The organism is Candidatus Mycosynbacter amalyticus (assembly GCF_025273655.1).
In the GTDB taxonomy this organism is placed as follows: Bacteria; Patescibacteriota; Saccharimonadia; order Saccharimonadales; family Saccharimonadaceae; genus Mycosynbacter; species Mycosynbacter amalyticus.
This window is the reverse complement of sequence record NZ_CP045921.1, coordinates 151,248-175,800: the sequence shown is the minus strand read 5'-3', so window position 1 is coordinate 175,800 and position 24,553 is coordinate 151,248. Positions and strand designations below refer to the sequence as shown.

Genomic DNA, 24,553 nt, shown 5'->3' with positions numbered 1-24,553 from the left:
CTCTATCATACGCTATTTCTTGACAACTGAAAACTACGGTCGTGTGTGACCGTAGTTTTCTACAAGAATCATTGTCGCGCCTATAGGACTAGGCTTCTGCGCAGTGTCGGCCTCCACCCTCAAGTGGCTTAACGATAGCGACCTTGCGGGCAGAGGGGTTGATCGTACCCACCGCGTCCTCACCTTTACAGGTAAGTCCTCGGTAAATATAGATTTTGGCGGCAGTCGAATCGTCGTACTCTTCCTGACCAGTGCCTGCAGAGAATGTGCCGCTCGCGATTACATCAGCTGTGTACGGACCTGCCGACGGATCATCAAACAAGTCATTGTTGCGACGAAGATCACTCTCAAAGAAAGTAGTGTAATTCGTTGGCAATGCACCACGATTACGAGACTTATAGTTATTGATTGCCGATTGCAGACGGCTGACGTCATTCTTGCGAGTCGTATCTCGTTGATTACGCTGCAATGCAGGAAGTGCTAGGAATACCATAAGAAGAATCAGTGCAGCGATGGCAAGCACCAGCACGACTTCGATGATGGTGAAGCCTTCACCCTGTTGTTTGTTTGTGTTATTCATATGAACCGTTCCACCTTTCGTATGAATAGTGAAGTTAATTATGTTGCTGCGCGACAATAGCGCTTATGCTTATCATACTCCACTCCCCCGCATACTGTCTATAGCTTAATTGAGGTTTCCGCCGGTCACAGTAACGAGATTATAGATTGGGAACAAAATTGCTACCACGATACCGCCAGCAAATACCGCCATGACCACCATAAGTAGTGGCTCGATGGTCGTCGAGAGCGCTTTAATTTGCTCGTCGAGCTCATCCTCGTATACCTTGGCGACCTTACCTAACATTTGATCTATCTGTCCAGACTGCTCACCAATTTTGATCATCTGAGGTATGAGCGTCGTAATATAGTCTTGGTCTTTGAGCGCCTTCGACAGTGCAACGCCGCCTTTCACCTGCTCTTCTGCATTATGGATACTCTCTCCGACAAACGTATTGTTTACCGACTCAGCAGCGATATTCAGCATATCAAGCATAGGTACTCCGGTGCTAAGAAGTGTCTCGCCGGTGCGCGTAAACCTAGCCATGTAGAGTTTACGAAACATACCTTTCAGTACTGGAGCATTGAGTTTGATACGGTCGGCAAACCGCACTCCCGACTCAGTCTGGAGGTATTGACGGAAGAAATATGCACCTAGTCCAAATAATATCAAAACTAGCCACCAAAACTTCACAATAAAGGTAGATGTCGCAACTAGTGCAGCCGTGAGTAAAGGCAGATCCTTGCCTAACCCCTCATAAAGCTTGGCAACCTGTGGCACGATTGTCACCATCATGAAAACGACAACTGCAATAATAACCACCAGGACGATTCCCGGATAATACATCGCACCACGAACTTTGCGCATGGTTTCGGCATCCTTTTCTTGCTGATCGGCGATTCGGCGTAGTGCTTTATCAAGTGTACCCGAAATCTCTCCGGCACGGATCAGAGCCAGGAATATCCTGTCGAACACCTGCGGATGCTTAGCGAACGAATCACCGAGTGAGTGCCCGCCTTCGACTGATACAATGATATCCTGCACGACTTGGCGCATTTTTGGATTTTGTGTCTGATCAACAATTGTGTGCAAGCTCTGCGACAGCGGTAGTCCAGCTTCGATCAGTGTCGCCAGTGAGCGTGTGAAGGTAACTTTGTCTTTACTCGAAATACGCTGCGTCAAGCGCGTGAAGATATTGCCTTCAGCCTCTTCCTGGATCGAGAGCGGCGATAAGCCCTGTGCAAGTAGCAACTTAGCAGCTTCGCGCTCTGAGTCGGCCTGCACGACGGACTTAACGACTTTTTGCGTCTGCTCGTCCTTGGCTGAGTAAACAAACCGCTGCATACTTATCCCCGTACGATCCTTTCAAATTCACCCAAGTCAACTGCGTAATTACGCGCTTCATCGTACGTAATTGTGCCAGCCTGAACCAAGCTGGCGAGCGTACGGTCCATCGTTTGCATGCCAAGCTCAGCACCAGTCTGGATCACGGCGTCAAGCTGATGACTCTTACCCTCGCGGATAATATTACGCACGGCAGAGTTTGCTACCAAAATTTCTGCCGCGACTACTCGCCCGCCACCGATAGCAGGCACAAGGCGCTGCGAACAGATTGCCATCAAGATATTTGCTAGCTGTGAGCGAATTTGTGGCTGTTGATGAGGCGGGAACACGTCAATCATGCGATCGATAGATTGCGCCGCTGAGTTGGTGTGGAGTGTCGCAAATACCAAGTGTCCGGTCTCAGCAATAGTAATCGCTGCACTAATCGTCTCGAGGTCACGCATCTCACCAATCAGCACCACATCTGGGTCTTGGCGCAGCGAGCTGCGAAGCGCCGCCGAAAAGCTATACGTATCGTAGTGAATTTCGCGCTGCACTACTACAGATTTCTTCGACTTATGCGTAAACTCGATCGGGTCTTCGATCGTAATAATATGGTGCGCGCGCTCGCTGTTAATCTTGTCGACGATAGAGGCAAGTGTCGTTGATTTTCCACTACCCGTCGGTCCTGTCACAAGCACGAGTCCACGCGGGTACTCAGCAAACTTCATGACAACAGGCGGCATACCAAGCTCGGTGACTGATTTGATCTCGTTTGGAATAAGGCGCAGCGCCGCCGCGAGATTGCCACGTTCGTGAAACGCATTGACACGAAAACGACCAAGTGTACCAAATGCAAAGCTAAAATCGAACTCCTTGTCTTTCATCAGTACTTGACGCTGATCTTCGTCCAGAATCGTAAACACGAGGCGTTCCACTGTCGCTTCGTCGAGCTTGTCGGTACCAGGGACGGGTATGAGCGAACCATCGACGCGCAGCATCGGCGGCAGATCAACCTGAATATGCAAGTCGGATGCCTTTTTGCGCACGACTTCTTCGAGTAGTACTTCGATTCTGAGTTCCTGATTTGTCATATCCCGTCTCCTTTTGCCTTATACCGTCACTCGGTTAACTTCTTCTAATGTCGTGATGCCATTGATCGCTTTGAGATAGCCATCCTGGCGCATCGTTACCATACCCTGTGCCACCGCTACTCGTTGAATCTCGGCACTTGTAGCTCTGGTAGTGATAAGTTTCTGGATTTCTTCGGAAATATCCATGACCTCGTATAGCCCCGCTCGCCCGCTATACCCGCCCGGGCTCACTGGCGTATCCTTGCCCGCCGCGAGATCATAGCTCGCCTGGTTTGCAAGCGGCAAACTCTCGTACCCCATATCCTCAGCCACACTTGCCACTTCCTCCTTAGTCTTTGGAAGTAGATGGCCGATCGTCGAGGTGATATTCTGCGTCTCGATAGCGGTCGACTGGTAAATATCACGTTTTTTCGCAATTCGACGCACGAGGCGTTGACCAATTACTGTATTCACCGTACTCGCGATCAAAAACGGCTCGATACCCATGTCGAGGAGGCGTGGCAGCACGCCAGCTGCCGAATTGGTGTGAAGTGTACTAAACACCAAATGTCCAGTCAATGCAGCCTGGACCGCTAGATTGGCCGTCTCTGCGTCACGAATCTCACCTACCATCACCACGTCGGGGTCCTGACGCAGGATAGAGCGTAGTCCGTTGGCAAATGTTAGTCCAACTTCTGCGTTCACCTGGATTTGGTTCACACCACTCATCTTGTATTCCACTGGATCCTCCAGCGTGACGATGTTGATCGACTCATCTTTGATTTCTTTGATCAGCGCATAGAGACTGGTCGACTTACCAGAACCAGTTGGGCCAGATGTGAGCACCATGCCGTTTGGACGGTGTACACCCTTACGAATTGTGCGTAGCGCACGACCGGCATAGCCCATCTCGTGCAGATCAAACGTATTGCCCGTCTTGTCGAGGAGACGAATGACGACTTGCTCACCCCAAATCACAGGGCTAATGGCAATACGCAGGTCAACTTCTTTGCCCGACACATTAACACCAAACTGTCCATCCTGCGGCACACGATGCTCGTCGATCTTAAGTTCGGACAAGATTTTAATACGGCTGACGAGTGCCGGCTCGATACTTTTGGGTAGCTTCATAACCTCACGTAGCACGCCGTCAATACGAAAACGAATCATCAGCACTGTTTCGAGTGGCTCGATGTGGATATCGCTTGCACGCGTCTTGACGGCATATTCGAGGATAGTGCTCAGCGCACGACTAATTGGCGAGTCCTGTACGATCGTCTTAACGTTGGCAGCAGTCGCCTCCCTATTCTCGGTCTGAGACACCTCGGCCGCTTCGTCAACAGTGCTAAGATCGGTCTTGTACTGCTCTAGGATGTGACGCACACTCGTCTCAGAAGCCATGAAGACTTTTATCGGACGCTGAATCACATTCGCCAAATAGTCGACCGCCTGCACGTTATTGGCATCAATCATAGCGACCGCAAGACGATTTTGCACTTCCGCAAGTGGTACCGCCATAAACCGTTCTGCAGTATCTGGCGAAAGAAGCGACAATACTTCCTGGCTAATAATCGTTGACGTGAGATTAACATATGGTACACCCGACACATATGCAATCGAGTGCGTCAGGAGCTCTTCGTCGATTATTTTTTTGTCGACAAGTACTGCGACAAGCTGACGATTTGTCGTCATGGCCTCTTCTTCAGCCTGCTCTATGACTTCACGTGCTACCAGACCCTCGTCGATGAGGACATTCCTGAGCTTGTCTTGAATGTCGGTGGTCAGTAATGATGACACGTGCCTAGCCTCCCTTAATTAGTTGTTTTTGTTGCCTGCCCTGACGATGTAGTAGTCGGCTGGTCCTGTGAGCTATCCGATTCCTCTGCCTGGGTAGTAGTCGTATCAGAGCCCGTGCAGTCAGGACTGTCAGGCGTAGATCCGTCTGCATCGGTCTGCATCTTCTCTACACAAACTTCAACAGTCGGGTTCACCGCATCCTTGTTAAATGTGCGCTTAGCGGGCTGTACCAGCTCTTTAGAAATCGTAGTTGCCTGCTCTACCGAAGCCTTGCGTTTCACCTTGTCGCCCAGTAGTGATTGCGCCAGTGTAAAAGTAAATAGCATACTCAGCGAGGCGATCAGAATAATCATAGCAATTTCACTGCGTTTCATTACTGCTTAACCTCCTTCTTTGTAAGCTCAAGATTTGGCGCTGGTAAGTAGTATGCAGTACCGGTTATCTGAAGTGAAACAGCGCTACTTGAACTAGTTGCATTGATCGACTTCACATTGATAGCTCTTATTGATTTTTCGAGTCGCTGAAGCGCAAGCTTAAGTGACTCCGAGTTGCCAGAGATAGCAGCAGAAAACGCTAGTTCTTTGACTCCACCCGGCAGTTCTTCGGTAGCCTCAACCTGTGAAGCATCGGCCGACGGATCCACTGACAGCGAATCTACCGACAGCCCTGGAATACCTGCAAATAGCTTTTGCTGTAACGATGCACCCAGAGCCAACCGGTTCTCATCGGCTGGTAGTGCGTCGAGTATTGACTGAATTGGCTTAGCTTCAGTAGTTACACCGACCGATGCAAGCTGCTCATTTGTATTGAGCTGACGAATATTTGCTTCAAGTTCCGGCACCGCATCAATATTGTCTTGAAGAGTTTGAGCTGTGTCTTTTTTCATATTAATTACTTTGCCGTTGAACATGATCGTCTGAACAAGCATGAATGACACGACTAGCGCTGCACCTAGCACACAGGATGCACCCGCCACCCAAAACATCACTGTTTTGCGTGTCTTAGTGATGAGGTTTCGTTTGCGGATGACTCCTTCTACGTCTTTTTTCATCGCGACTGCCCTCCACTAGTTGCACTACTCGATTCAAACAATGACTCTGGAATACGCTGATATGAATCAGTCACATTGCCGCGGCCGAGGCCTCGAATACGCAACACGTCAATCTTCTCATCAAACAGTAGCGGATCATAGGTAAATGTCAGCCGAAAGCTCACTGTCTTGCGCTTGTCTTGATCATTCTCAGCATACGAAAGATCCGATAAAGTCACATCGTGCGCAACCGAAACACTCTGCTCCTCACCTTTCTTTTCAGTGATTGGCGTCTCCAGGAATTCATTTGGAATCTTATCTTTACCCGTATCCCCGTCGTACGACAGATAATAGAGCTTCATGCCTTCAATATTTTTGCGGAATACTTCAGCAGCGTCAAATCCCCGTTTATCCGTCTGAGCAACGAGCGAAATCGTCTTTTCGTTAGTATCAATATTGAACATGTTGTATGTCACACTGTTATCGGTACCAGTTGCACCTGCTTCCACTAGCAAGTCAAATATACGAGACGTCATCGCTTTTTGCTCATGAGTTGCCTGAATACTGGCCAGCTGATTCTGAATAGTCACCGTTTTATCAATATCTGGCTTATTCCGAAACTCTTGATCTTTTTTCTTGATATCACTTGTGAGCCAGTTTTCGCGTACCGCCTGATACCCAATGAAAGTCCCGAGTAGCACAATAACACCAACTGATGCGATCATCGTGATGATAGCGACAGAAATAATCATATTACGATGACGCTGTGCCCGAATCAGTTCGAGCTTCACGTCTGGGACGAGATTGACCTGAACCATCACTCAACCTCCCTCTGGGCGAGACCGACAGCCGTCGCAAACTCAAATTCAGTCGCAAGAATCTTTTGACGCTCCGACTCCGAGATTGCAACTTTTTGCCATGGACTTGTGACTTCTGTTGCGAGCTGTGTCTTGCTGCCTATATAATCTGCGAGTAACGGGATCACACCAGCATAGCCAGACAAGTGAATTTTCGTCACTGATTCGGTAGTATATTTGTTCTGAAAGAATTTGACTGATTTGATAATCTCTGACACAAAGTTATCGAGTACAGTCTCGATCGCACGAAATACTTGCCCCTCGAGACGATCGGGCGCGAGACCAAACTTGATGACAAATTGTGTCGCCTGATCTTCCTTGATGTTAAGATTCTGGACAATCGCGCTTACCAGTGCCCGCAGCCCCATCGGTAGTGTGCGCACAAGTACGGGCTTATCTCCGACAGTCACGACGATATCTGTCGACATTTCACCGATATCGAGCACTACGTGCGCACCGGTAGGCTGGTGCGGCAAGAGTGAGCGAGTAAGTGCAATTGGATCCGGCTCAGCGGCAATCACATTGAAGCCGAGTGAATCGATCGTTTCAATAAGATTTTCCACGTATACTTGAGCGGTGCTAGCAAGAAGTAATTCTTGCTTCTTGGCATCATTTGGTGAAGGGCCAAGCTTGGTCCAGTCTACTTTGGCATCATCAAGCGGCATGGGGATATACTGGTCAGCTTGATACTTAAGTGTACTGCGCAGCTCGGTGTCGCTCATCATTGGCACTTCAATCACTGTCGTAAACGTCTTAGCAGAAGGTAGGCCAACAGCAACGTCTTTGACATGGATGCCTGCCTGACCAATCGTTGACATAAGCGCGTTACCAAGCTTCTTGCGACTCTCTGGGGAGTCGCTTGCGATGATCTTCGGATCAAGCCCAGAGTACCCAACATGATCAAGCTTCCAGTGCCCATCAGATACTTTTGTCAGTTGTACAACTCGTATTGATTTTGTGCCGATATCTAGCGCAAAGAATTCGCCCAGCCCTTTGAATATATTCATGTTGCTTCTCATTATACATAAGCGCTATATCAGATTGCAAGCACATTTACCGTCAATCCAAAACTCCCGCTTGCTGCGGGAGTTTTGGAGAGTTAGTAGCGAGGTGGTAAGTCAACTGCGTTTGTGGTGACGTACTTCTTACCAGCACTGTCTACATAGTTCCCTGCCCATAGATACGCATCGGGGCGCAGGTTGAAGTTCTCGCCTGGGATACTTTGCGCGATTGTCGTCTCATCGCCCTGATCTTTACCTCCGTTGCGTCGTAAGAGGAGTAGATCTGCAGACACTGGCCCATTCACTGTCAGCGTGTTATCGCAGCGACCAGTCGATCGTGGAATGTTTTCGACGCTGGCAGTTGGTTCCGTAGTACGACATGTATTGATACTACCCTTGGGGTTGATTAACCACGAGTCCACCTGACTGACATTATAGTTCACGTTAATAGCATACCCAGTCGCGTCACTGATTGGTGCCAGGACGACCTGCGAGATATCACCTATCGAGCTATATTGCAGTGGGATACGGATATCCGACGCAATATTGACAATCGTTCCCTGTTGCGCCAGCAGGATAATCGATCGGTTAGCAGGTAATTCGCCGTTTGTCGTGATATCGACGGTGGCGTTTGGCCTGAGTCGATACACCCCGCTCTGAAGATCGGATAGATTTACCGCTGTCGCCGTCTCAACCTGCGTACTCGCCTGCCCGCTCATCGAAGTAAATTGACGTGTCACTCGAGCGAACCCATCATCCACTTGCTCTGCGTAGTTTCCATAGTCATGTCGGTTCGAACTATTACGGTTATTGGCGAATGTCAGGAAACCGAGTTCCTCAAGTGATGGAGTAAGCCCTGTTCGATAGATGCCCCCGCTACCCAGGTTCACTACCGGGCCAGAGGAGATCACACCGTATTCGACCCAGCTACCGTAGGTACGCTGCTCTTTCGGTGTTGCACCTGATGCCAAGAACTCTTTGGTGTTAGTACCAGTGTAGACGCCACCGTTCACCATCAGGTCTCCGCCGCGCACCTGCATACTTGGCTTGTAGCCCGAGATGATACATTTTGCTTTCGAGAGATAGCGCTTATCTGTCTCTGCACTATAGTTCGGATTGTAGTTGATCGCCCCTCGCTGCGTGAGCGGGTTATATACTTGGCCCCACCACTCTTCTCCGTTTGACTTTATGTCGTTGCCATAGCTATCGTAATACACCGCATAGCAATACTTTGTGCCAGGCTCAGTCTCGGCTGGAATCTTCTCATCGATATCGTACAGACTCTGGAGAGCATCATTGCTACCCATACGGACCTCAACATCACGCACTTGGCTACCATCGGCACGCTTAGCATAATCACACTGCACAGAATCAGCCGTAAACTCTGGGCGTCCGTTATTTGCGTTGCCGTTTGTAAGCCGAGAAACGTTCGCCCTGGTTGAGCTACCAGTATCTGTGTCGCCTACCGCAAGCTTCTGACGTAGAAAGGCACAGGAGTCGGTCGATGCACCCAGTGTTGCACCTGTATATGCAGTCTTCGTACCAGAGGCAATCTTGTCGATATCAATTGCGTTCGGTATGACACCTGGTTTCATGACTATTCGATAGACACTGGCTTTAGTGAATGCCCGATTACTGCCGCCTTCGTTATCGTCATATGTTGGACCGCCCTTATCACGTGATGACTGTCGATAGACATTGTTATTATCATGAATAGTTGTCTGGCCCGTCTCAAAGCCAGTCTTCTTGTTGTCGATATGCACCTTAACAGTTGTACCATCAAGTTTGTCTCGACGTGCGTCCGAGGTATTATCAATTTCAAATACTGGTGTCAGCTCGTACGGCTTCTTCAGCACAGCATATAGGTCAGGATTGAATTGTTTACCATTCTGCGACAGGGCGTGATTTGTGCCATCTGAGCCTATTAAGTGGCGTACATTGACACTAAACTCCTTTGATTTGTCGTAATCGACCACACGATTGCTCAACTTACTTGGGAGTCGATTGATTGCGCGCTTAGTGATCTTACCCGTCAGCATGTTCTTTGTCGTAGGGAGTGTAAACGCGAAGACCATGCCGCTCGTGTACGTCTCAAATGCCGTCTCAATAGAAGGAAGACTCAGTGCTACCGTCGCCACTGACGAACCGCTGCCAGGTGCCGCGGCGTCGGCGGCAAGTCCGGCCGCTACAATTGCATTGGCAATCGCCACATTAATCGCATAACTAGCAAATCCTCCAATCCAACCAAATGGTAGTGCTGCACCTGTTCCTCCACCGTAACCAATGGTAAAATCTCGCAGTTTCCACTTACCGGATCCTGTCACAATTGGCTGGGTACCACGACCGTAGCAATCAAGGAGATCCTTGCCATTGACACTCCCCGGAGGATAGAGCGTCATACCAGACGATGAAAAGCCCTTGCCATCGAGTAGCGTTATCGGCGTATAGAGCCAACCTGGTATAGTTACAGGGATAGCTGTATCTAGTACAGAAAACGCATAGGTTGGTACTTTTTTACTACCAGTAAGTGCTTCGTAACAATTATCATTTGCCGCATCGCCGTTGACGTTATACTGTACGGTTGCAGCAGAGAGCGGCGGCATATCAACAAGCGTTCGTGCAGCAGCACCTATTACATTTGTCGCAGAGGCATTTAGGTTGCCCACAATTTGATTGAGATTGCCAGTCTTGACTTGATCGATGATACCACTATTCTGCGATAGAATAGTGTTGCTTGCGCCAAACATCTGCTGAAGATTCGTGAGCATAAGAGCAGGGTTGAGGCTCTGGAGCCAGTTATTTGCCCCACCAGGGTCAGTCAAGGGGCCAGTAATAATCTGGAATCGCGGGATACCATTTGGGTATATGATTGCACCCTGTTGATAGATGAACGGATTAGCAATGTATGGGTTCCCTGCTGTTCCGTATGTAGGATTTGCGAGCTGATAGGCATTTGGTGTACCAGATGCAATAGACTGTATTTGCGCTATATCATACGGCAGCTGCGTAGCGAAATATCGACCCATCCACATCAGATTTGGAATTGGTGTCACCTTGAAATCGAAGTCCTGCGCATAGCCTACGACACGCCCGCCCATTTGTCCACGCAGCCCTTCGCTCCCAAAACCAAGCGCTGTATCTTGCGCTGTAAACGCTAGGTCTGGCGTCTGATCCCAGTCGTAGACGGGTACGTTGACGATTGCGTTTACTAATCCAAAGCTCGCGCCCCCCAAGATACTCGTGATATTACTGACGCTGCCAAGTGTACTGTAGCAACCATCGTCGCGCACAGACATTGGTGTGCTATATGGAGGGCCTGGCTGCTTAGCGGCTGCCGGGGAGGTTGACCACATCGCGGCAATACTACTTACAGAGAGTACCAGGATAGCAAATATTCCAATTAGTGGTATATCGATTTTTCGTAGTGCACTATTGATTGACATAATCTACCACCTTAATTCCAGCTTTTTCCTTCGTGACAGAAGCTACTAGGCCGTCCTGCTGTTTTTGAGTATACAGCAAATCGACAAAGAACGAACTAAGCTTTTCGTAGTCCTTCACTTCCGTCAGACCCGGCTGCTTGCCACGCACCTGATCACGTATGAAGTTTGGATCCAGCAAACGAGTATAGACACCTCCGCCGTACTGCCCAAGCACGGCGCCATCTGATTCACGTATAAAATACAGACCCGTTTGTGCCGGCTGGCCGATATTGAGCGCCTGCGCCTCGGCGACAGCATTTACAGCGGATACCTTCTTGGCGGCTAAGCGATCATGAAGCGACACAGCCGAATCATGCGCGCGCTTGAGAGAATTTGCCTCATCGAGCGAGGCAATCACGGGAATATCATAAAGTACAATACTCCATCCGCCCTCAGAGGATTGGCTCAGATAATTATGAAACGCAGTGTTATAGAGACGCAGCTTGGTAAAATCGTCGTTGGCCGTGCGCAGTGCGTTCACCCCACCAGATTGTTGAGCTGCGTTTGCTACCATATCCTCACGCCCCAACGCAATATATGCCTCTGGGAGCTTGATATTATGCTTTTTAGCCACTAGTTGATTTTTCTCATACTCAGTCACAACAGATTTCACTATCGCTGCACTTGTTGATGTTTTTTTACCAAGCTCAACGTAGCGCTCAAAATGTTCTTTGCTCACTTCGCGGTCGCCTACTACAAGCGCCGCTGGCTCAACTACTTTTGCAGTCTTTAGCAATACAAATACTACGGCAATCAGCACCAACACAGCTATCGCCAATGCTGCACCTACAAGTACTGAGCCTTTTTTCACGCGACCGTTACGTTTCTCAGATGGTGCGTCACCCACGCTATCATTCATCCCCTACTACCACTCCTGTTTGGTTTGCGATATCTGTATCATTTTACATTCCTAGGCGTTAGTATACTATGCTTATGCTCGCGAAGTAAAGCGCGCTTTGACCCAAAATCGAACGCGCCCATTCAAGCGGATTATCAGCAGCTCCCGTCATACTTCTTCCATGACACGTATCGATCATTCTCGCCACATCCTACCCACTGCCGCCAATCTACTCGGATTCACCTTTGTTATTCTCACCTCTATCAGAGGCCTCGGCCTCGCTCGCAATACCACAGTTGCCGATCTCACCGGAGTCTGCGTCATCCTATTCGCGCTTAGCACACTCCTGTCGTTCATGTCTATTCGCAGCCACGGCCGCAGTATGCTCAACTACGAGCTATGGGCCGAGCGCATATTCCTAGCGGCGCTCATTACCTGTGTTGCCCTTTCGATCTTACTCGTGTTCGACCTCGTATAACCCGCACCCCTGTTATGGTATAATTAATCTATATGAGTTCACTATCTATCGGCATAGCGGGGACACACCACTGCCTTTTGTAATCCACTTCCCTGTTCCAAAACCGCCCACTAAGCGTGGTTACCCAAAATCATAATCCGAATACTTGTTACAATCATCAACATTCACTGCACAGGATCCGCCATCCCAGATCAGACATAGTTTATAAATAAATAAATTTACGTCTAGGGACGCATCTTTAAAGAAAATCGAAGCCTATCATCTATTCGGCTTACCTCTATATCGCCCTTGTGTACATCCATGATTGCTTTTACTATTGCAAGCCCAAGTCCGAATCCCTTCTTACGAAACTCTTCTTTAGCTTGAAAGAAACGTTCAAATAGTTGCTTGGTATCTTTCGTATTTAGTCTCTGGTCGGGCGTATTTTCCACGTAAATTGCAACCTTACCACCCTCGTTGATAGCTCCAACCTGAATCAAAGAATTTGGTTTTGAGTATTTGATCGCGTTTGACAATAGATTACCGACAGCCGTTTGCAATAGATCATAGTTGCCAACAATCTTGCCGACATTGTTACTTGTTACATTTGCGAACTCAAAACCTCCAGAAACAAACTTTTTTCTATGCTCTTCGTACACATTTTGGACCAAGCGTGCTGTACTGATTGGATGCATATTGGTCATTGCTTTATGAGAATTATTCTCAATTCTCTGCAATTCCATAAGTTGGTTAGTCAGACGATTAAGCCGCTCCAGTTCTTCTTTGGAAGATATAATTGTGTTCCTAAAATAATCGGCGTCTCTCTCTTTCTTTAGTGCAAGCTCGAACTCACCGCTCATAACTGCAAGGGGCGTCCTTAGTTCGTGCGAAGCGTTTGCAATAAAGCGCTTTTGTGACTCGTTCGCCTCAACTAAAGGCTTTAGGGAGCGCCGCGTAATCGCATAAGATGCAAATGGAATTAGGGCAAATGCAGTTATGTCAGCCAGAAGTAGGACATTTCTAAATTGTTCAACAGCGACTTCTGCAGCAGCTTCAACAGTCCTATGCTGCTGCTCTGTCACAGCTAGGTCATCGTTTGTACCCAGCTTGTTTTCAACCTCCTGTATATACTGTGTATCGAAAAGGTCGTCTACCCATAAGTAGAGCCCAGCGCTAAAGACGGCTAGAACAGCTAGAAGTAGTATGGAATATTGAACCGTTAATCGAATGGCTGTTTTACGATACATGAAGATCCTCAATAATGTAGCCTAGGTTACGCATAGTCTTTATGAAGTCACCCGAAGCGCCACATTGTCGTAATTTCTTCCTCAAATAGCGCACATATGTTTCAACCACATTGGATAACCCGTCATAGTTCATATCCCATACGTGCTCGATAAGTTCGGTTTTTGATACGACACGCCCCTTATTTACCAGAAGGTAATTGAGAAGACCTAGCTCTTTCGCAGTAAGTGTTAGTTGCCTACCATCATATGATGCCATTTGCTTATTAGTATCAAGCGTTAACTTGCCCGCTTGTAATACGATAGGGTCTGCTCGCTTGCCCCTGCGTATAAGTGATTTTACTCGCAGTGTTAGCTCTTCGAATGAAAATGGTTTTACTAGGTAGTCATCAGCACCAGCATAAAAGCCCTTCACTTTGTCATCTATTTCGCCAAGGGCAGTCAACATGAGAATAGGTATTGTCGTATCAACCTTGCGTATTTTCTTTGCGACATCAAAACCGCTTTGTTCAGGCATGAGCACATCGAGTATTACTAAATCATATTCGTTGATATCAAACTTATCAATTGCCTCGTTACCATCTTTGGCAATGTCTACAACAAAGCCATCTTCAACTAAAGACTGCTTGGTGAGTCTGGCTAGTTTCTGATTATCTTCGGCGAGTAATATCTGCACCCTATTAGTATAAGAGTTTAGAGATGATACGAACATGGGAATACGAGACTTCAACTCATGTCATCCCCACATGCTACTCGCTAAAATTAGTATGTAACGTTCAGAAAGGAGAATTGTTATGATCATATCAACTAAAATAAAGGTTGCTATACTCTCTCTCGTAGCGGTCGGCGCGGTAGGATTTGCCGGGTACGGTGCGTATGCCAATGCGCTTAGCCCCAGTCCTACAGCTCCTACGCAGTCTTCTAAGGCTGCTGATACCGACAAAGAGACTAACGATGATGGCAACGCGTCTGATAACCAACAAGATGGCGAAACCAACGACGACGCTCAGAGCAACTAATATACAGAAAGACAAAAACTCCCGTGTACGAACGGGAGTTTTTATGTCTTATACTTCTGCTTTTACACCCTTCGGCGCATCGGCACGAGTGATTGTCAAATAAATAACAAGTATTACGATGGCTACCAAGAATATTACGCTCGTTACAATTGTTCCAAGCCCTAACCCACCTGCATCATTTGGCTGCGACATAAAATCGCCGATTGATGCGCCGAGTGGTCGCGTCAGGATGTAAGCGAGCCAGAATGCCAAGACAGAATTGAGTCGAAACTTATAGTGCGCGAGCGTAATCACCCCAATTAAGGCTGCGAACAATATGATGGATGCGAAGTATCCAACGCCAAATTGCTCTGCAATGAGGTCGCCACTTGCGGTACCAAGAGCAAAGGTAAATAAGATTGTAAGCCAATAATACGCTTCCCGCTTAAACGTATTAATACTGTGTATGGATAGCGTCCCTTCACTTTTATACCAAGCATAAAATGTCACAGCTAAAGCAACCGAAAAGCCAATCGTACTATATATTAATGGTACACCCATCCTATCTGTGAGATTATCCGTAATTAATGTACCGACAATACTAAGCAGAACGACGACAAGCCAATAGACTGTAGGAACATATTTTCTTAGTCGGAATTGCCATACTAACATGGCTATTAAAATCGCGCCCATGAAGTAAGTCGTATTCGTGAGCCCAAAACCAAGTGTCATATTCAAGTAATCTGCCGCCGTTTCACCAACTGTCGTACAAAGGATTTTGATAATCCAGAAATAAATAGTAATTTCAGGCACTTTGCTCAGTAGTTTTTTTGCCTTAGCTTCCATAAGTAAATATTTTACAGGTATGAACATGGGAATTACGTGAGCGAAAAGATTTGATCTCTCACGTTAATCCCATTAAGCTTTCGCTATATTGACAAAGCATGGCGACAAGACCGACAATTCAGAGGAAGCAAAGCTAATTATTAAACTCATGAAGTCCAGCATAATAGTTCAGTATTTTAAGCAGATAAAGACAGGTCCCCTGTTGGCTGCTTTTATATGTTTTTGGCTGCCTATAATCTCATTTGCTAAATTAGCTAACGAAGTAATAGAGAACGATACTATTAGCTATGAAAAAATAGTACTTTATTGGATTCATGGCTACTCTTCCCCAATACTTGATCATGTATTCTATGTTTTTACTTCGATTGGCAATGTAATACCTATTGTTTTGATGACATTCACTATAGTTGCTTGGTTACTTTATAAGGAGAAGTACCTAAAAGCATTTATTGTAATCGCATGTGTTGGGGGAGCCGGAGTGGCAGATTTTATTCTTAAACAGGTTTTTCATCGCGATAGACCATCATTGTGGCACTCAGCAATAACTGAAACTAGCTACTCATTTCCAAGCGGTCATGCAATGCTAAGCTGTGCTCTTGTGTTGTGTATTATATTTTTACTTTGGAATACACGGTGGCGTGCATTAACGGCTGTCATCGGGATTTTTGTTATAAGTATAATTGGCTTATCTCGCCTATATTTTGGCGTTCACTACCCAACGGACATTCTGGCTGGATGGTGCGTAAGTATCGCTTGGTTTGCTATCGTTTTAGCGCTTTATGCACGGACTAAAAGATGATGTAACGTACTTGCTACGCTTACTTATTCTTACTGTTAGACTTTAAAATAAATCTCAATTGGGCAGGTAAGAGTTTATTAATTTCTTTATCTGACCAAGTGTATTGTTCACCCCCACTTACACCAGCAGTCCCCAGAGCAACCTGAGCTTCTTTATAATCATCGAGGGTAGTCTGTGGTGCATCCGAAAGCATATGATAAGCTTCGTCTAGCGCATCTCTCCTTGCATTATTTGCAGTTGAGATACCTTTAACAGCCATAATATCTGCTATAAGTGCCTGGTACTTATTTCTAAGCTCTAGGTATTTCAATGCGTACGATTTATGCACCGCTGCTTGCTTCTCAAATCCATAAGTGAGGTCGATAATAATAAAAGCAATTTCGATACCAGCAGATATAATACCCACTAGGTTAACAAAACCATTATTAAAGCCAGCTGCTTGAGCCACTAGAACGGCTATCACCAACAAGGTCAAGACTAGTTGTATAATCTTGAACCATTTTGCATAACCATATTTCCTGTCAGCTGCTTTTTCTTGAATCTTATGATTAAAAACCGACTGGGCAAACTGAAACCGTGTAGCCGCTAAACTTTTTATATCCACTACGAATCCTCCTCGTTGCCAATCGGTACAAAAGCAAATTGCGCTTAATGCTAAGTATGCATCTCGCAATACCAAGCACGAATATCTCTTGGGTGGACTTATTTACTGTACATGTGGCTCACGCCGCTCTTCAGACACCGCACGTGGCCATTACTATTATCGCTGTACGGATAGGCTACACCAGTTCCCTAACCCACCTAAATGTACAGAAAAAGGTATTAATGTTCAGCACTTAGATGCGGTTACTTGGGAGAAAATTGTTATACTGTTAACAGAGCCGAAATTAATCGACGAACAGTATAAAAGATACCGTAAAGAATCCGCTAACTCAAAAGTAATTGATACTGACATTTCTTCAATCGAAAAAGAGTTATCAAAATTAAAGGACGAAGAGCAGCGTTATATCGCCGCTTACGGTCGCGGTGTTCTAGATGAAACATTATTTGATTCGAGTATGAATACTGTTCGAGTAAAGAAACAGGCGCTCTTGAACCAAAAAGCAGAGGCTGTGGCAATATCCGACAAGGTTATCCCAGAAATAAATGCCGAGGAGTTAGCTAAGCAATTTGCTCAACTTGTTGATAATCTGGAATTTAGCGACAAGCTCTCCATTACTCGTAAACTAATAGATAAAGTCATAGCCACAAAGGAAGAAGTAACAATATGCGGACACATACCATTAACACCGATGAACGAAGAAAAGGCAGCTTATGAGTCTATCAATCGGCATCGTCGGCTTGCCAAACGTCGGCAAATCAACCCTATTCAACGCACTCACCAACGCAGACATCTTGGCGGCGAATTATCCATTTGCCACGATCGAACCCAACACCGGTATCGTACCAGTACCCGATGCAAGACTGAATGTACTACGAAACATGTATGCGGCAGAAAAGATCATCCCTGCCACCGTCACCTTCGTCGACATCGCTGGGCTAGTCGCCGGTGCCAGCAAAGGCGAGGGTCTTGGCAATAAGTTCCTCGCCAATATCCGCGAGTGCAATGCCATCGTCCATGTCGTGCGCGCGTTTGAATCCGGTGATATCGTCCGTCACGACGAAGGCGTCGTCGATCCAAAAAGCGACATCGAGATCATCAACACCGAGCTCATCTTGGCCGATATCCAGTCGATCGAAAACCGCCTGCCTAAGCTCCAAAAAGAAGCCAAAGCGAAGCCTGCCGCACGTGAGCAAGCTGGCTATCTTGAGTCACTCCTGCGTCATCTTCAAGCAGGCACACCACTCTCTGCATTGCCATCACTCGACGAGGAACAAATCGCCGACCTCCATCTCCTGACAGCCAAGCCGGTCATCTACTTGTTCAATGTCGACGACACCACTCTCACCGACGAAGCAAGGCGCAAGGAACTGTCGGATCTCGTCGCGCCTGCCCGAACAATTTTTGTGTGCGCCAAGGTGGAAGAAGAGGTAAAAGATCTGCCAGAAGAGGATGCACTTGAGCTCCTCGAGGCATATGGCATCGCCGAAACCGGACTTAATCAACTCATCAAGGCCGCCTACGATACACTTGGCCTGCAAAGCTATCTCACTGCCGGCCCCAAAGAAGTTCGTGCATGGACTATCCATCAAGGTGCTACCGCACCGCAAGCGGCCGGCGTAATCCATACCGACTTCGAGCGCGGATTCATCGCTGCTCAGATAGTTGATTACGACGACTTAGTCACAGCCGGATCAGAGCAAGCCGCCAAAGCTGCCGGCAAGGTTCGGACCGAAGGCAAGACGTATATCATGCAACCGGGCGATATTGTCGAATTCCGTTTCAATGTGTAGTGCGTAGTAAGTAGAAGCGCTCACGATTCCCCTTCGTACCAGCTACTTCACTGTCACGCTTGTCCTGAATTACAAAATACTGGTGTGACCAATCTTCAAAATCTTTCAGTATCTTCCGTCGCACGGAATCATTTTTAATCACGCCTTTGTTCACCTGGTGTTTACCTGCCTCGAACTGGGGCTTGAGCATGGCAACTATCTGAGTATTTTTGTTGCTCAACTCCGTAGCTATATGGGGTAGAATCTCGCGTAAGCTAATAAACGATACGTCCATCACCACGACATCTGGTTTGTCTGTCATTATGAAATCGCGTATATCTGTCTTTTCGTGCAGATCGATACGTACGTCGCTGCGCAGGCTCGGATGCAACTGCTCTGTCCCCACGTCCACCGCCCACACTTTTGTGGCGCCATGCTGCAACGCATAGTCGGTAAATCCACCAGTACTTGACCCGACATCCAGCACAGTTCTACCCCGAAAATCCACACCTAGCAGCTGCGCCACGCTGGCCAGCTTGAGTCCTGCCCTACTCACGTAGCGCTCCTTTTCCTGCAACTTCACGTCGTCTTTGTCACCCACAAATGTGCCCGGCTTGGTAACCACCCTACCATTTACAGTCACGTTACCAAGTCGAATCGTCCCCTCGGCCTGTGAGCGCGTGGGGACAAGTTTGTGGTGCGTCAAATACGCGTCAAGTCGTGTTTTCATCATATATATTGTAACGTATCTGGAGTGTTGGTGCCGAACTCCGTGAGTTCCCTCACGAAGTTCGGCACCGTTGTTCACCTCCCTAGTTTTGCCAGTAGTGGGTCAAGATTCTATGCTGCAGAACTGATTGCATGCGCTGACCGTAGTGGCTGTGCGTACCGCTGCCAGTCCAGAGCAGTCGAGCGCGTCCCGGAGCCGCCGACGATTGTTGCTCCTGGTACCAACGCAGCGCCTGAGGATACGGAATCATCTCGTCCCCAGCCGAGTGGTACACCAGCAGGTCTGCCGGAATCACACGGCCATGGCCGACGAGATCGGTATCGGCAAACACCGCACGCGCAGTCGCAGAGTACAGCGCACGCGGTGTGGCGAATGTGTCAATTGGCAAGCTGAGCAAGCCCAGCGCGCCGAACTCTTCCAGACACGCATTGCGCATCAGGTAGCCCACAGCCAAGCCAATCGGGCGATACAGCGTGTAGACCTGCGGGTACTCACGCGAGATACCTAACACGGCGGCAAACAAGATTCCGCTGTCGACGAAGTCGCCGTCCATCTGCGCCACCACAGCCGACAAGTTTGCCGGTGTGCCACCCGAGAAGTAGGCCGTCACACGGCCGTTCAGCTCGGGTGCATACTCCTGCTGGAACATGCTCGCGCCGTAATTGGACAGACCGCCGCCTGAATACCCGACGTTGATGAAATCAGCGTTCGGATGCACTCGCGAGGCGACCCGCATGGCGTCGAGCACAATATGCCCGGTTTGCCTGGTCGCGGCATACTCGCTATCCAGACCATCGTGATCTGGCACGAGCACGCCGAAGCCTTGCTTGAGGCCCCACGCCAGATCAAACTGCCGACCCGATGCCAACTTGGCACCGGGCTGACACCGCAACCCGAGCGAATCCGTGGCATCGTTGAACACCAGTATATGCTGGGGCTTACTCATCGCAACCGGCAGCAGCAACGTTGCCGTCGCCCAGTCCGCTACGCCGTGACTATCACGGGTGACGAACTTGTACTGCGTCGCACGAACGCGCACACCCACACTCGCCGAAGCTCTCGGCGAGATATCTCGTGCTGCCACCACCACACCTGGTACACCGCTCACGTTCGCCGGCCGATCAAAAAAGCTGTCGGCCAATCGATCTGGTTTGAGTAAGCGCGGCCGAGCCTGACCCGTGGCAAGAATCTGCAATGCAGTCTGTAGCTCCTCGGCTGTCGAGCCCAACGTATTGGCGACAGCTGCCACTTGCATGGCCTCAGGAGCAATGGGCTTCGCCTGCGTCGGCGCAGTGTCGAGCGAAAGGCCCAACACCAGGCCGAGCGCAGCCACTATCGTCACGACGCGAGTCACGTATCGCTTGTGCATATCTCTCCTTACTCGAGAAGGTGTAAAACAACAACCAGGGTTATCTGAACCCTGGTATAATATAAATTATATCATATTTTATGTATTTACACAATTAATGAACCCTGGTGGACATACGTCCACCAGGGTTCATGTGTGAGGGAGAACTACTCTCTCAATCCTCTAACACTCGTTGGGGGCGGACACGCCCTGCAGCCGTGCGTCGAGCCACTGGAGCGCACCTGGCAATCCCGTCACTGCGGCGATGGCATGCTCGCCCGGCGCCAGTCGCAACACAGCGCGCACCCCTAGACGGCACTGCTCTGCGTACAGGTGCTGCGCCATGATAGCCGGGATCCAAAATTCCTGGGCCCCGTTGTACACATACATCGGCATGCCGTAGCGCTTGCCTGGCATGTTGAAGTGCCGATAGATCTTTTGAGCCAGTGGAGAGCGAAACGGATCGGGTATAGCCGACACCGCCTCTACGGGAATCGTGAGCGGCCCCAACATGGCGGCCGGAACCGTGCACAGATCACGGAAGATGGGGGCGGCCCACTTGCCGAGATTGTTCACTCCATCCAGAATCTCTGGGTTTTCCCGAGAGATTCCGTACACTCCCGCGACAAACAATCCCTTGGCCCAGTTGTACCAGGGAGACATGCTCCCCACCAGCACACGTGCATCCACAGGTGTGCCACCGAGAGCCGCACCGACAGCTTGGCGTGCAAGCTCTGGAGCGTATTCGGGCAGCAGTTTGGCCGCACCATTAGTGGCAATCGCTCCGCCACTATAGCCTGTCATACCAAAACGACTCTCGGCGAGCGCCGGCTCAACAGAACGCATGGCGCGTACGGCATCCAGAATCATATGCCCTGCCACCACTGGTTCCGCGTAGGCCATCTTCGGCCCCTGATGATCCGGCAGTAGCGCCACATAACCCCGCTTGATCGCGAGGAGTGTCGTCGGTGGCACATAGTCGGTAGCGCTGGTGGTGAGTGGATCGTATCCGTGTGCCAACGCGTAGCTTGGGGTGCACTTCGCCCCGAGCGCATCGATCGGAAGATTGTTCACCAGTACCGGACGATTCGTGATATCTCCCGGCGGCATGATGATAGTCGCCGTACCGTAGCTCGGCCGCCCTTTTGCGTCCGTACTACGAAACTTGACCTGCACCACACGCTGCGCCTGCCACAAGGTAAACACCTTGCCCGGCCACGACACATCGCGTATCGCGATCACCTGCCCCGGTTTCATACTTGCCAGACCTGGCGGAGTACGGTCAAAAAACGGATCGCCCGTGGGCGTCGGCAACATCGCCTGTGCCACATCATAGTTCGGCGCCGGTACAACATCGTCTACGCCAGGCAGAGCCGATGCTCGACCAGCTGTAGTAGCGATGAGTAGCAACACAGCGATCACAACAATCACACCACTGATCTTCGCTCGCATATCCCTCTCCTTTGAGTGCGAGGATGTAAAGAACGTGTTTGGCGCTAGCGACTATTCACCCTACCAAACGCGCCCCAAGCATACGCCTGAGGCACGCAATGTGCAAGTGTAAGCATTTTTACTGGTAATTCTTAGTTATCACTGGTCGCTCATACACTTGCTTGATGATTTTCTCGCCGGCTTGTTTTTGAAATATGGCAATTGATGAAGTTTCTATGGAAGCACCTTCCTCGAACACTCGACCCGGTTTATCGGTGATATGTGCGTGCCACTCCCTGCCTGTATATGTCTCATCGAAACTGCCGCCAAAATCTTTTACCAAGCCAGCTGTCCGTGAATGCGCCAATACGGACATAATACCGAATAAACGTGATACGGTCACCGGATTTTCATCAGTACCAAAAGTATCTTTCTTCACCACGTGTACACGTGCATCCAAATCCCATACTATTTCTTCTTCTTGGAATGCTTGATCAAATGCCTCCCAGCGCGACTGCACAAGATCAAACCATGGCACGAGCGTGATGTGAGATGGCCACGAATCTACAGGGCCAACCTCCACGGGCTCTACTGGCACCGCAGCCATCAGTCGTTCAGTCGCCATATTCATGTTACTTCTTGCGTTCGCGATACTCGCCCGTAGCAGTATCGACCGAGATGATATCGCCCGTCTTGATAAATGACGGTACCTTCACGACTTTGCCGGTCTCTAGTGTGGCATCTTTCAATACGCTGCTCGTCGTATCACCCTTCACGACGTCCTCGGCGTATGTCACTTCGAGATACAGATTTTTTGGCAGCTCCACGTTGATCACTTTATCGCCAAAGAACTGCAGCGTCAGCTCATCACCTTCTTTTAGATAATCGGCCGCGCTATCTACCACATCAGCACCCAGCTCAAACTGCTCGAAACTCTCTGGATCCATGAAGTTAAACGCGTCGCCACTTTGATACAAGTACTGCACAGTTTTGTTATTCACTTCTGCCGGTTCGATCTTTTCCTGGCCTTTGAACGTCTTTGGAATCACACTGCCGTCGATCAGGTTCTTGAGTTTGACGTTGACGATAGAACCGCCGCGCCCCATCACCTTCTGGCCGTACTCGACGACGCGGTATGGTTTACCGTCGATCTGGCAAACGGTTCCTTTTTTGAGATCAGTTGGTTGGTACATGCATATTCTCCTTCGTTATATTTCGCGGATAGAGCGAACGCACCCCGGAGAGTGCGCTCTACTATCTGCCAACTAGTTGCTAGTGACAAATGGCAGAAGTGCCAAGTGGCGCGCACGCTTGATAGCGGTCGCGAGCTGGCGCTGTTGCTTCACGCTCAAGCCAGTTTTGCCGATTGGCTCAATCTTGCCGTATGGATCGATGTAACGCAGCAGCGTCTTCACATCTTTGTAGTCAAAATACGCAGGCGTATCTTTTTTGAATCGTTTCATAAAATTCCTTTATCTTTGAAAACTTACTAGAAAGGAATCTCGCTCAGGTCGATGGGTTTATCATCGATATTCTCTGGTGCGACATCCTTGGTTTGCTGTCGTGGTGCCGATGAGCCGCCTTGGCTTCCTCCACCGTCACCGTTTGGTCCGTCGAGGAAGGTCACGTCAAACGCAACAACTTCCACGCGAGTACGCTTCTTGCCGGTATCTTTGTCGTCCCAGCTGTCCTGGCGCAAGCGCCCCTGCACAAGGCAGCGACGACCCTTACTCAGATACTGCGCGACCAGTTCACCGGTCTTCTCCCATGCAGTCACATCGAAGAAGTCTGCTTGATCATCTTGGCCGCCGCGGTCGACTGCCAAGCTGAAGCTGGTAACACTCTTGCCGCTACCGGTAGTGCGAACTTCTGGGTCTCGCGTAAGACGTCCCATCAGTATTACTTGATTGATTCCTCGTGCCATAGTCTAACTCCCTTACTCCCTATATTCCTAACTACTTCTCTTCTACGTCTTCACCCTGATCGGCAGCACGCTTCTTGTCTTCAGCGATGAGCGCGCGACCCTTCTCGTCGACAGTTACCAGTAGGTAGCGTAGTACTTCCTCGGTGATGTTGAGCGTGTTGCTGATCTTCAAAGGCGCATCGGCTGGCAGCTTGACGTCCATGTAGACATACACTGCGAAATCTTCACGCTTGATACTGTACGCAAGCTTCTTCTTGCCCCAGTTATCTTCTTTGGTAATTTCACCACCGGCACTCTTGACGATATCGCGCACTTTCGCAAGTGGCTTCTCGATATCTGCCTCGAGGTCGGGGTGAATGAGTACGGTTAATTCGTATTCTTTCACTAGATTTCCTCCTCTGGAATCCTATTGGATGCTTGTATCACTGTACAGGCCGAGTTAA

The 24,553-nt window shown here is 48.9% G+C and carries 26 protein-coding genes; 4 read left to right on the top strand and 22 right to left on the bottom strand.

What is annotated here, in order from left to right:
• Positions 1-88: 88 nt before the first annotated feature.
• The 10 genes from GII36_RS00945 to GII36_RS00900 form a co-directional block, all read right to left on the bottom strand.
• Entirely contained in the window at positions 89-580 is a 492-nt protein-coding gene (locus GII36_RS00945; protein WP_260763751.1) for a type II secretion system protein, read from the bottom strand.
• A gap of 105 nt (positions 581-685) precedes the next feature.
• Positions 686-1,903 carry a type II secretion system F family protein gene (locus tag GII36_RS00940; protein WP_260763749.1) on the bottom strand — a complete coding sequence of 406 codons (1,218 nt, stop codon included), beginning with the start codon at positions 1,901-1,903 and terminating at the stop codon, positions 686-688.
• 2 nt (positions 1,904-1,905) lie between these two features.
• On the bottom strand, positions 1,906-2,976 hold the full coding sequence (locus GII36_RS00935) for a type IV pilus twitching motility protein PilT (protein WP_260763747.1): 1,071 nt from the start codon (positions 2,974-2,976) through the stop codon (positions 1,906-1,908).
• Positions 2,977-2,994: 18 nt separating this feature from the next.
• Positions 2,995-4,752 (bottom strand): GspE/PulE family protein, encoded by a 1,758-nt coding sequence (locus tag GII36_RS00930; RefSeq protein WP_260763746.1) that lies wholly within the window; start codon positions 4,750-4,752, stop codon positions 2,995-2,997.
• A gap of 14 nt (positions 4,753-4,766) precedes the next feature.
• Entirely contained in the window at positions 4,767-5,126 is a 360-nt protein-coding gene (locus GII36_RS00925; RefSeq protein WP_260763745.1) for a hypothetical protein, read from the bottom strand.
• Complete coding sequence (locus GII36_RS00920; protein WP_260763742.1) at positions 5,126-5,803, bottom strand: hypothetical protein; 678 nt, start codon at positions 5,801-5,803, stop codon at positions 5,126-5,128. The genes GII36_RS00925 and GII36_RS00920 overlap by 1 nt, the downstream gene beginning before the upstream one ends.
• Positions 5,800-6,600 carry a PilN family protein gene (locus GII36_RS00915; protein WP_260763740.1) on the bottom strand — a complete coding sequence of 267 codons (801 nt, stop codon included), beginning with the start codon at positions 6,598-6,600 and terminating at the stop codon, positions 5,800-5,802. The genes GII36_RS00920 and GII36_RS00915 overlap by 4 nt, the downstream gene beginning before the upstream one ends.
• On the bottom strand, positions 6,600-7,646 hold the full coding sequence (pilM, locus tag GII36_RS00910) for a type IV pilus assembly protein PilM (protein WP_260763739.1): 1,047 nt from the start codon (positions 7,644-7,646) through the stop codon (positions 6,600-6,602). The genes GII36_RS00915 and pilM overlap by 1 nt, the downstream gene beginning before the upstream one ends.
• Before the next feature lie 92 nt (positions 7,647-7,738).
• Positions 7,739-11,083 (bottom strand): hypothetical protein, encoded by a 3,345-nt coding sequence (locus GII36_RS00905; RefSeq protein WP_260763737.1) that lies wholly within the window; start codon positions 11,081-11,083, stop codon positions 7,739-7,741.
• Positions 11,070-11,981, bottom strand: coding sequence for a hypothetical protein (locus tag GII36_RS00900; protein ID WP_260763735.1), 912 nt, complete (start codon positions 11,979-11,981; stop codon positions 11,070-11,072). The genes GII36_RS00905 and GII36_RS00900 overlap by 14 nt, the downstream gene beginning before the upstream one ends.
• Positions 11,982-12,141: 160 nt before the next feature.
• Here GII36_RS00900 and GII36_RS00895 point away from each other — a divergent pair, with 160 nt between their 5' ends.
• Positions 12,142-12,438, top strand: a complete 297-nt coding sequence (locus tag GII36_RS00895) for a hypothetical protein (protein WP_260763733.1) — start codon at positions 12,142-12,144, stop codon at positions 12,436-12,438.
• 224 nt (positions 12,439-12,662) lie between these two features.
• On the opposite strand, the gene GII36_RS00890 is transcribed toward GII36_RS00895, so the two are convergent.
• Positions 12,663-13,664 carry a sensor histidine kinase gene (locus GII36_RS00890; RefSeq protein WP_260763732.1) on the bottom strand — a complete coding sequence of 334 codons (1,002 nt, stop codon included), beginning with the start codon at positions 13,662-13,664 and terminating at the stop codon, positions 12,663-12,665.
• Positions 13,654-14,337 carry a response regulator transcription factor gene (locus GII36_RS00885; RefSeq protein WP_260763730.1) on the bottom strand — a complete coding sequence of 228 codons (684 nt, stop codon included), beginning with the start codon at positions 14,335-14,337 and terminating at the stop codon, positions 13,654-13,656. Before GII36_RS00885 ends, GII36_RS00890 begins: the two co-directional genes overlap by 11 nt.
• A 118-nt stretch (positions 14,338-14,455) precedes the next feature.
• Between GII36_RS00885 and GII36_RS00880 the strand changes: the two genes are divergently transcribed.
• Positions 14,456-14,680: a hypothetical protein gene (locus GII36_RS00880; RefSeq protein ID WP_260763729.1), complete on the top strand. Its 225-nt coding sequence runs from the start codon at positions 14,456-14,458 to the stop codon at positions 14,678-14,680.
• Between the two features lie 48 nt (positions 14,681-14,728).
• On the opposite strand, the gene GII36_RS00875 is transcribed toward GII36_RS00880, so the two are convergent.
• A complete protein-coding gene (locus GII36_RS00875; RefSeq protein ID WP_260763728.1) occupies positions 14,729-15,505 on the bottom strand; it encodes a COG4705 family protein in 777 nt (258 codons plus the stop codon).
• A gap of 88 nt (positions 15,506-15,593) precedes the next feature.
• Between GII36_RS00875 and GII36_RS00870 the strand changes: the two genes are divergently transcribed.
• Positions 15,594-16,304: a phosphatase PAP2 family protein gene (locus tag GII36_RS00870; RefSeq protein ID WP_260763727.1), complete on the top strand. Its 711-nt coding sequence runs from the start codon at positions 15,594-15,596 to the stop codon at positions 16,302-16,304.
• Positions 16,305-16,323: 19 nt separating this feature from the next.
• Here GII36_RS00870 and GII36_RS00865 read toward each other — a convergent pair whose 3' ends face one another.
• A complete protein-coding gene (locus tag GII36_RS00865; RefSeq protein WP_260763726.1) occupies positions 16,324-16,908 on the bottom strand; it encodes an SLATT domain-containing protein in 585 nt (194 codons plus the stop codon).
• A 710-nt stretch (positions 16,909-17,618) separates the two neighbouring features.
• On the opposite strand from GII36_RS00865, the gene ychF reads away from it, so the two are divergent.
• Entirely contained in the window at positions 17,619-18,698 is a 1,080-nt protein-coding gene (gene ychF / locus GII36_RS00860; RefSeq protein ID WP_260763724.1) for a redox-regulated ATPase YchF, read from the top strand.
• Here the strand turns inward: ychF and GII36_RS00855 are convergent.
• From GII36_RS00855 to rpsF, 8 genes are all read right to left on the bottom strand, one after another.
• Positions 18,688-19,410: a TlyA family RNA methyltransferase gene (locus GII36_RS00855; RefSeq protein WP_260763722.1), complete on the bottom strand. Its 723-nt coding sequence runs from the start codon at positions 19,408-19,410 to the stop codon at positions 18,688-18,690. The two genes, ychF and GII36_RS00855, sit on opposite strands and share 11 nt — an antisense overlap.
• A 79-nt stretch (positions 19,411-19,489) precedes the next feature.
• Positions 19,490-20,776, bottom strand: a complete 1,287-nt coding sequence (locus GII36_RS00850) for a lipase family protein (RefSeq protein ID WP_260763720.1) — start codon at positions 20,774-20,776, stop codon at positions 19,490-19,492.
• 162 nt (positions 20,777-20,938) lie between these two features.
• A complete protein-coding gene (locus tag GII36_RS00845) occupies positions 20,939-22,207 on the bottom strand; it encodes a lipase family protein (RefSeq protein ID WP_260763718.1) in 1,269 nt (422 codons plus the stop codon).
• A gap of 118 nt (positions 22,208-22,325) precedes the next feature.
• Entirely contained in the window at positions 22,326-22,811 is a 486-nt protein-coding gene (locus tag GII36_RS00840; protein ID WP_260763716.1) for a hypothetical protein, read from the bottom strand.
• 7 nt (positions 22,812-22,818) lie between these two features.
• Positions 22,819-23,379: an elongation factor P gene (gene efp, locus GII36_RS00835; RefSeq protein ID WP_260763713.1), complete on the bottom strand. Its 561-nt coding sequence runs from the start codon at positions 23,377-23,379 to the stop codon at positions 22,819-22,821.
• A 72-nt stretch (positions 23,380-23,451) separates the two neighbouring features.
• Positions 23,452-23,649, bottom strand: coding sequence for a 30S ribosomal protein S18 (rpsR, locus tag GII36_RS00830; RefSeq protein ID WP_260763712.1), 198 nt, complete (start codon positions 23,647-23,649; stop codon positions 23,452-23,454).
• 26 nt (positions 23,650-23,675) lie between these two features.
• Entirely contained in the window at positions 23,676-24,110 is a 435-nt protein-coding gene (locus GII36_RS00825) for a single-stranded DNA-binding protein (RefSeq protein WP_260763711.1), read from the bottom strand.
• Positions 24,111-24,141: 31 nt separating this feature from the next.
• Entirely contained in the window at positions 24,142-24,495 is a 354-nt protein-coding gene (gene rpsF / locus GII36_RS00820) for a 30S ribosomal protein S6 (RefSeq protein ID WP_260763710.1), read from the bottom strand.
• Positions 24,496-24,553 lie beyond the last annotated feature (58 nt).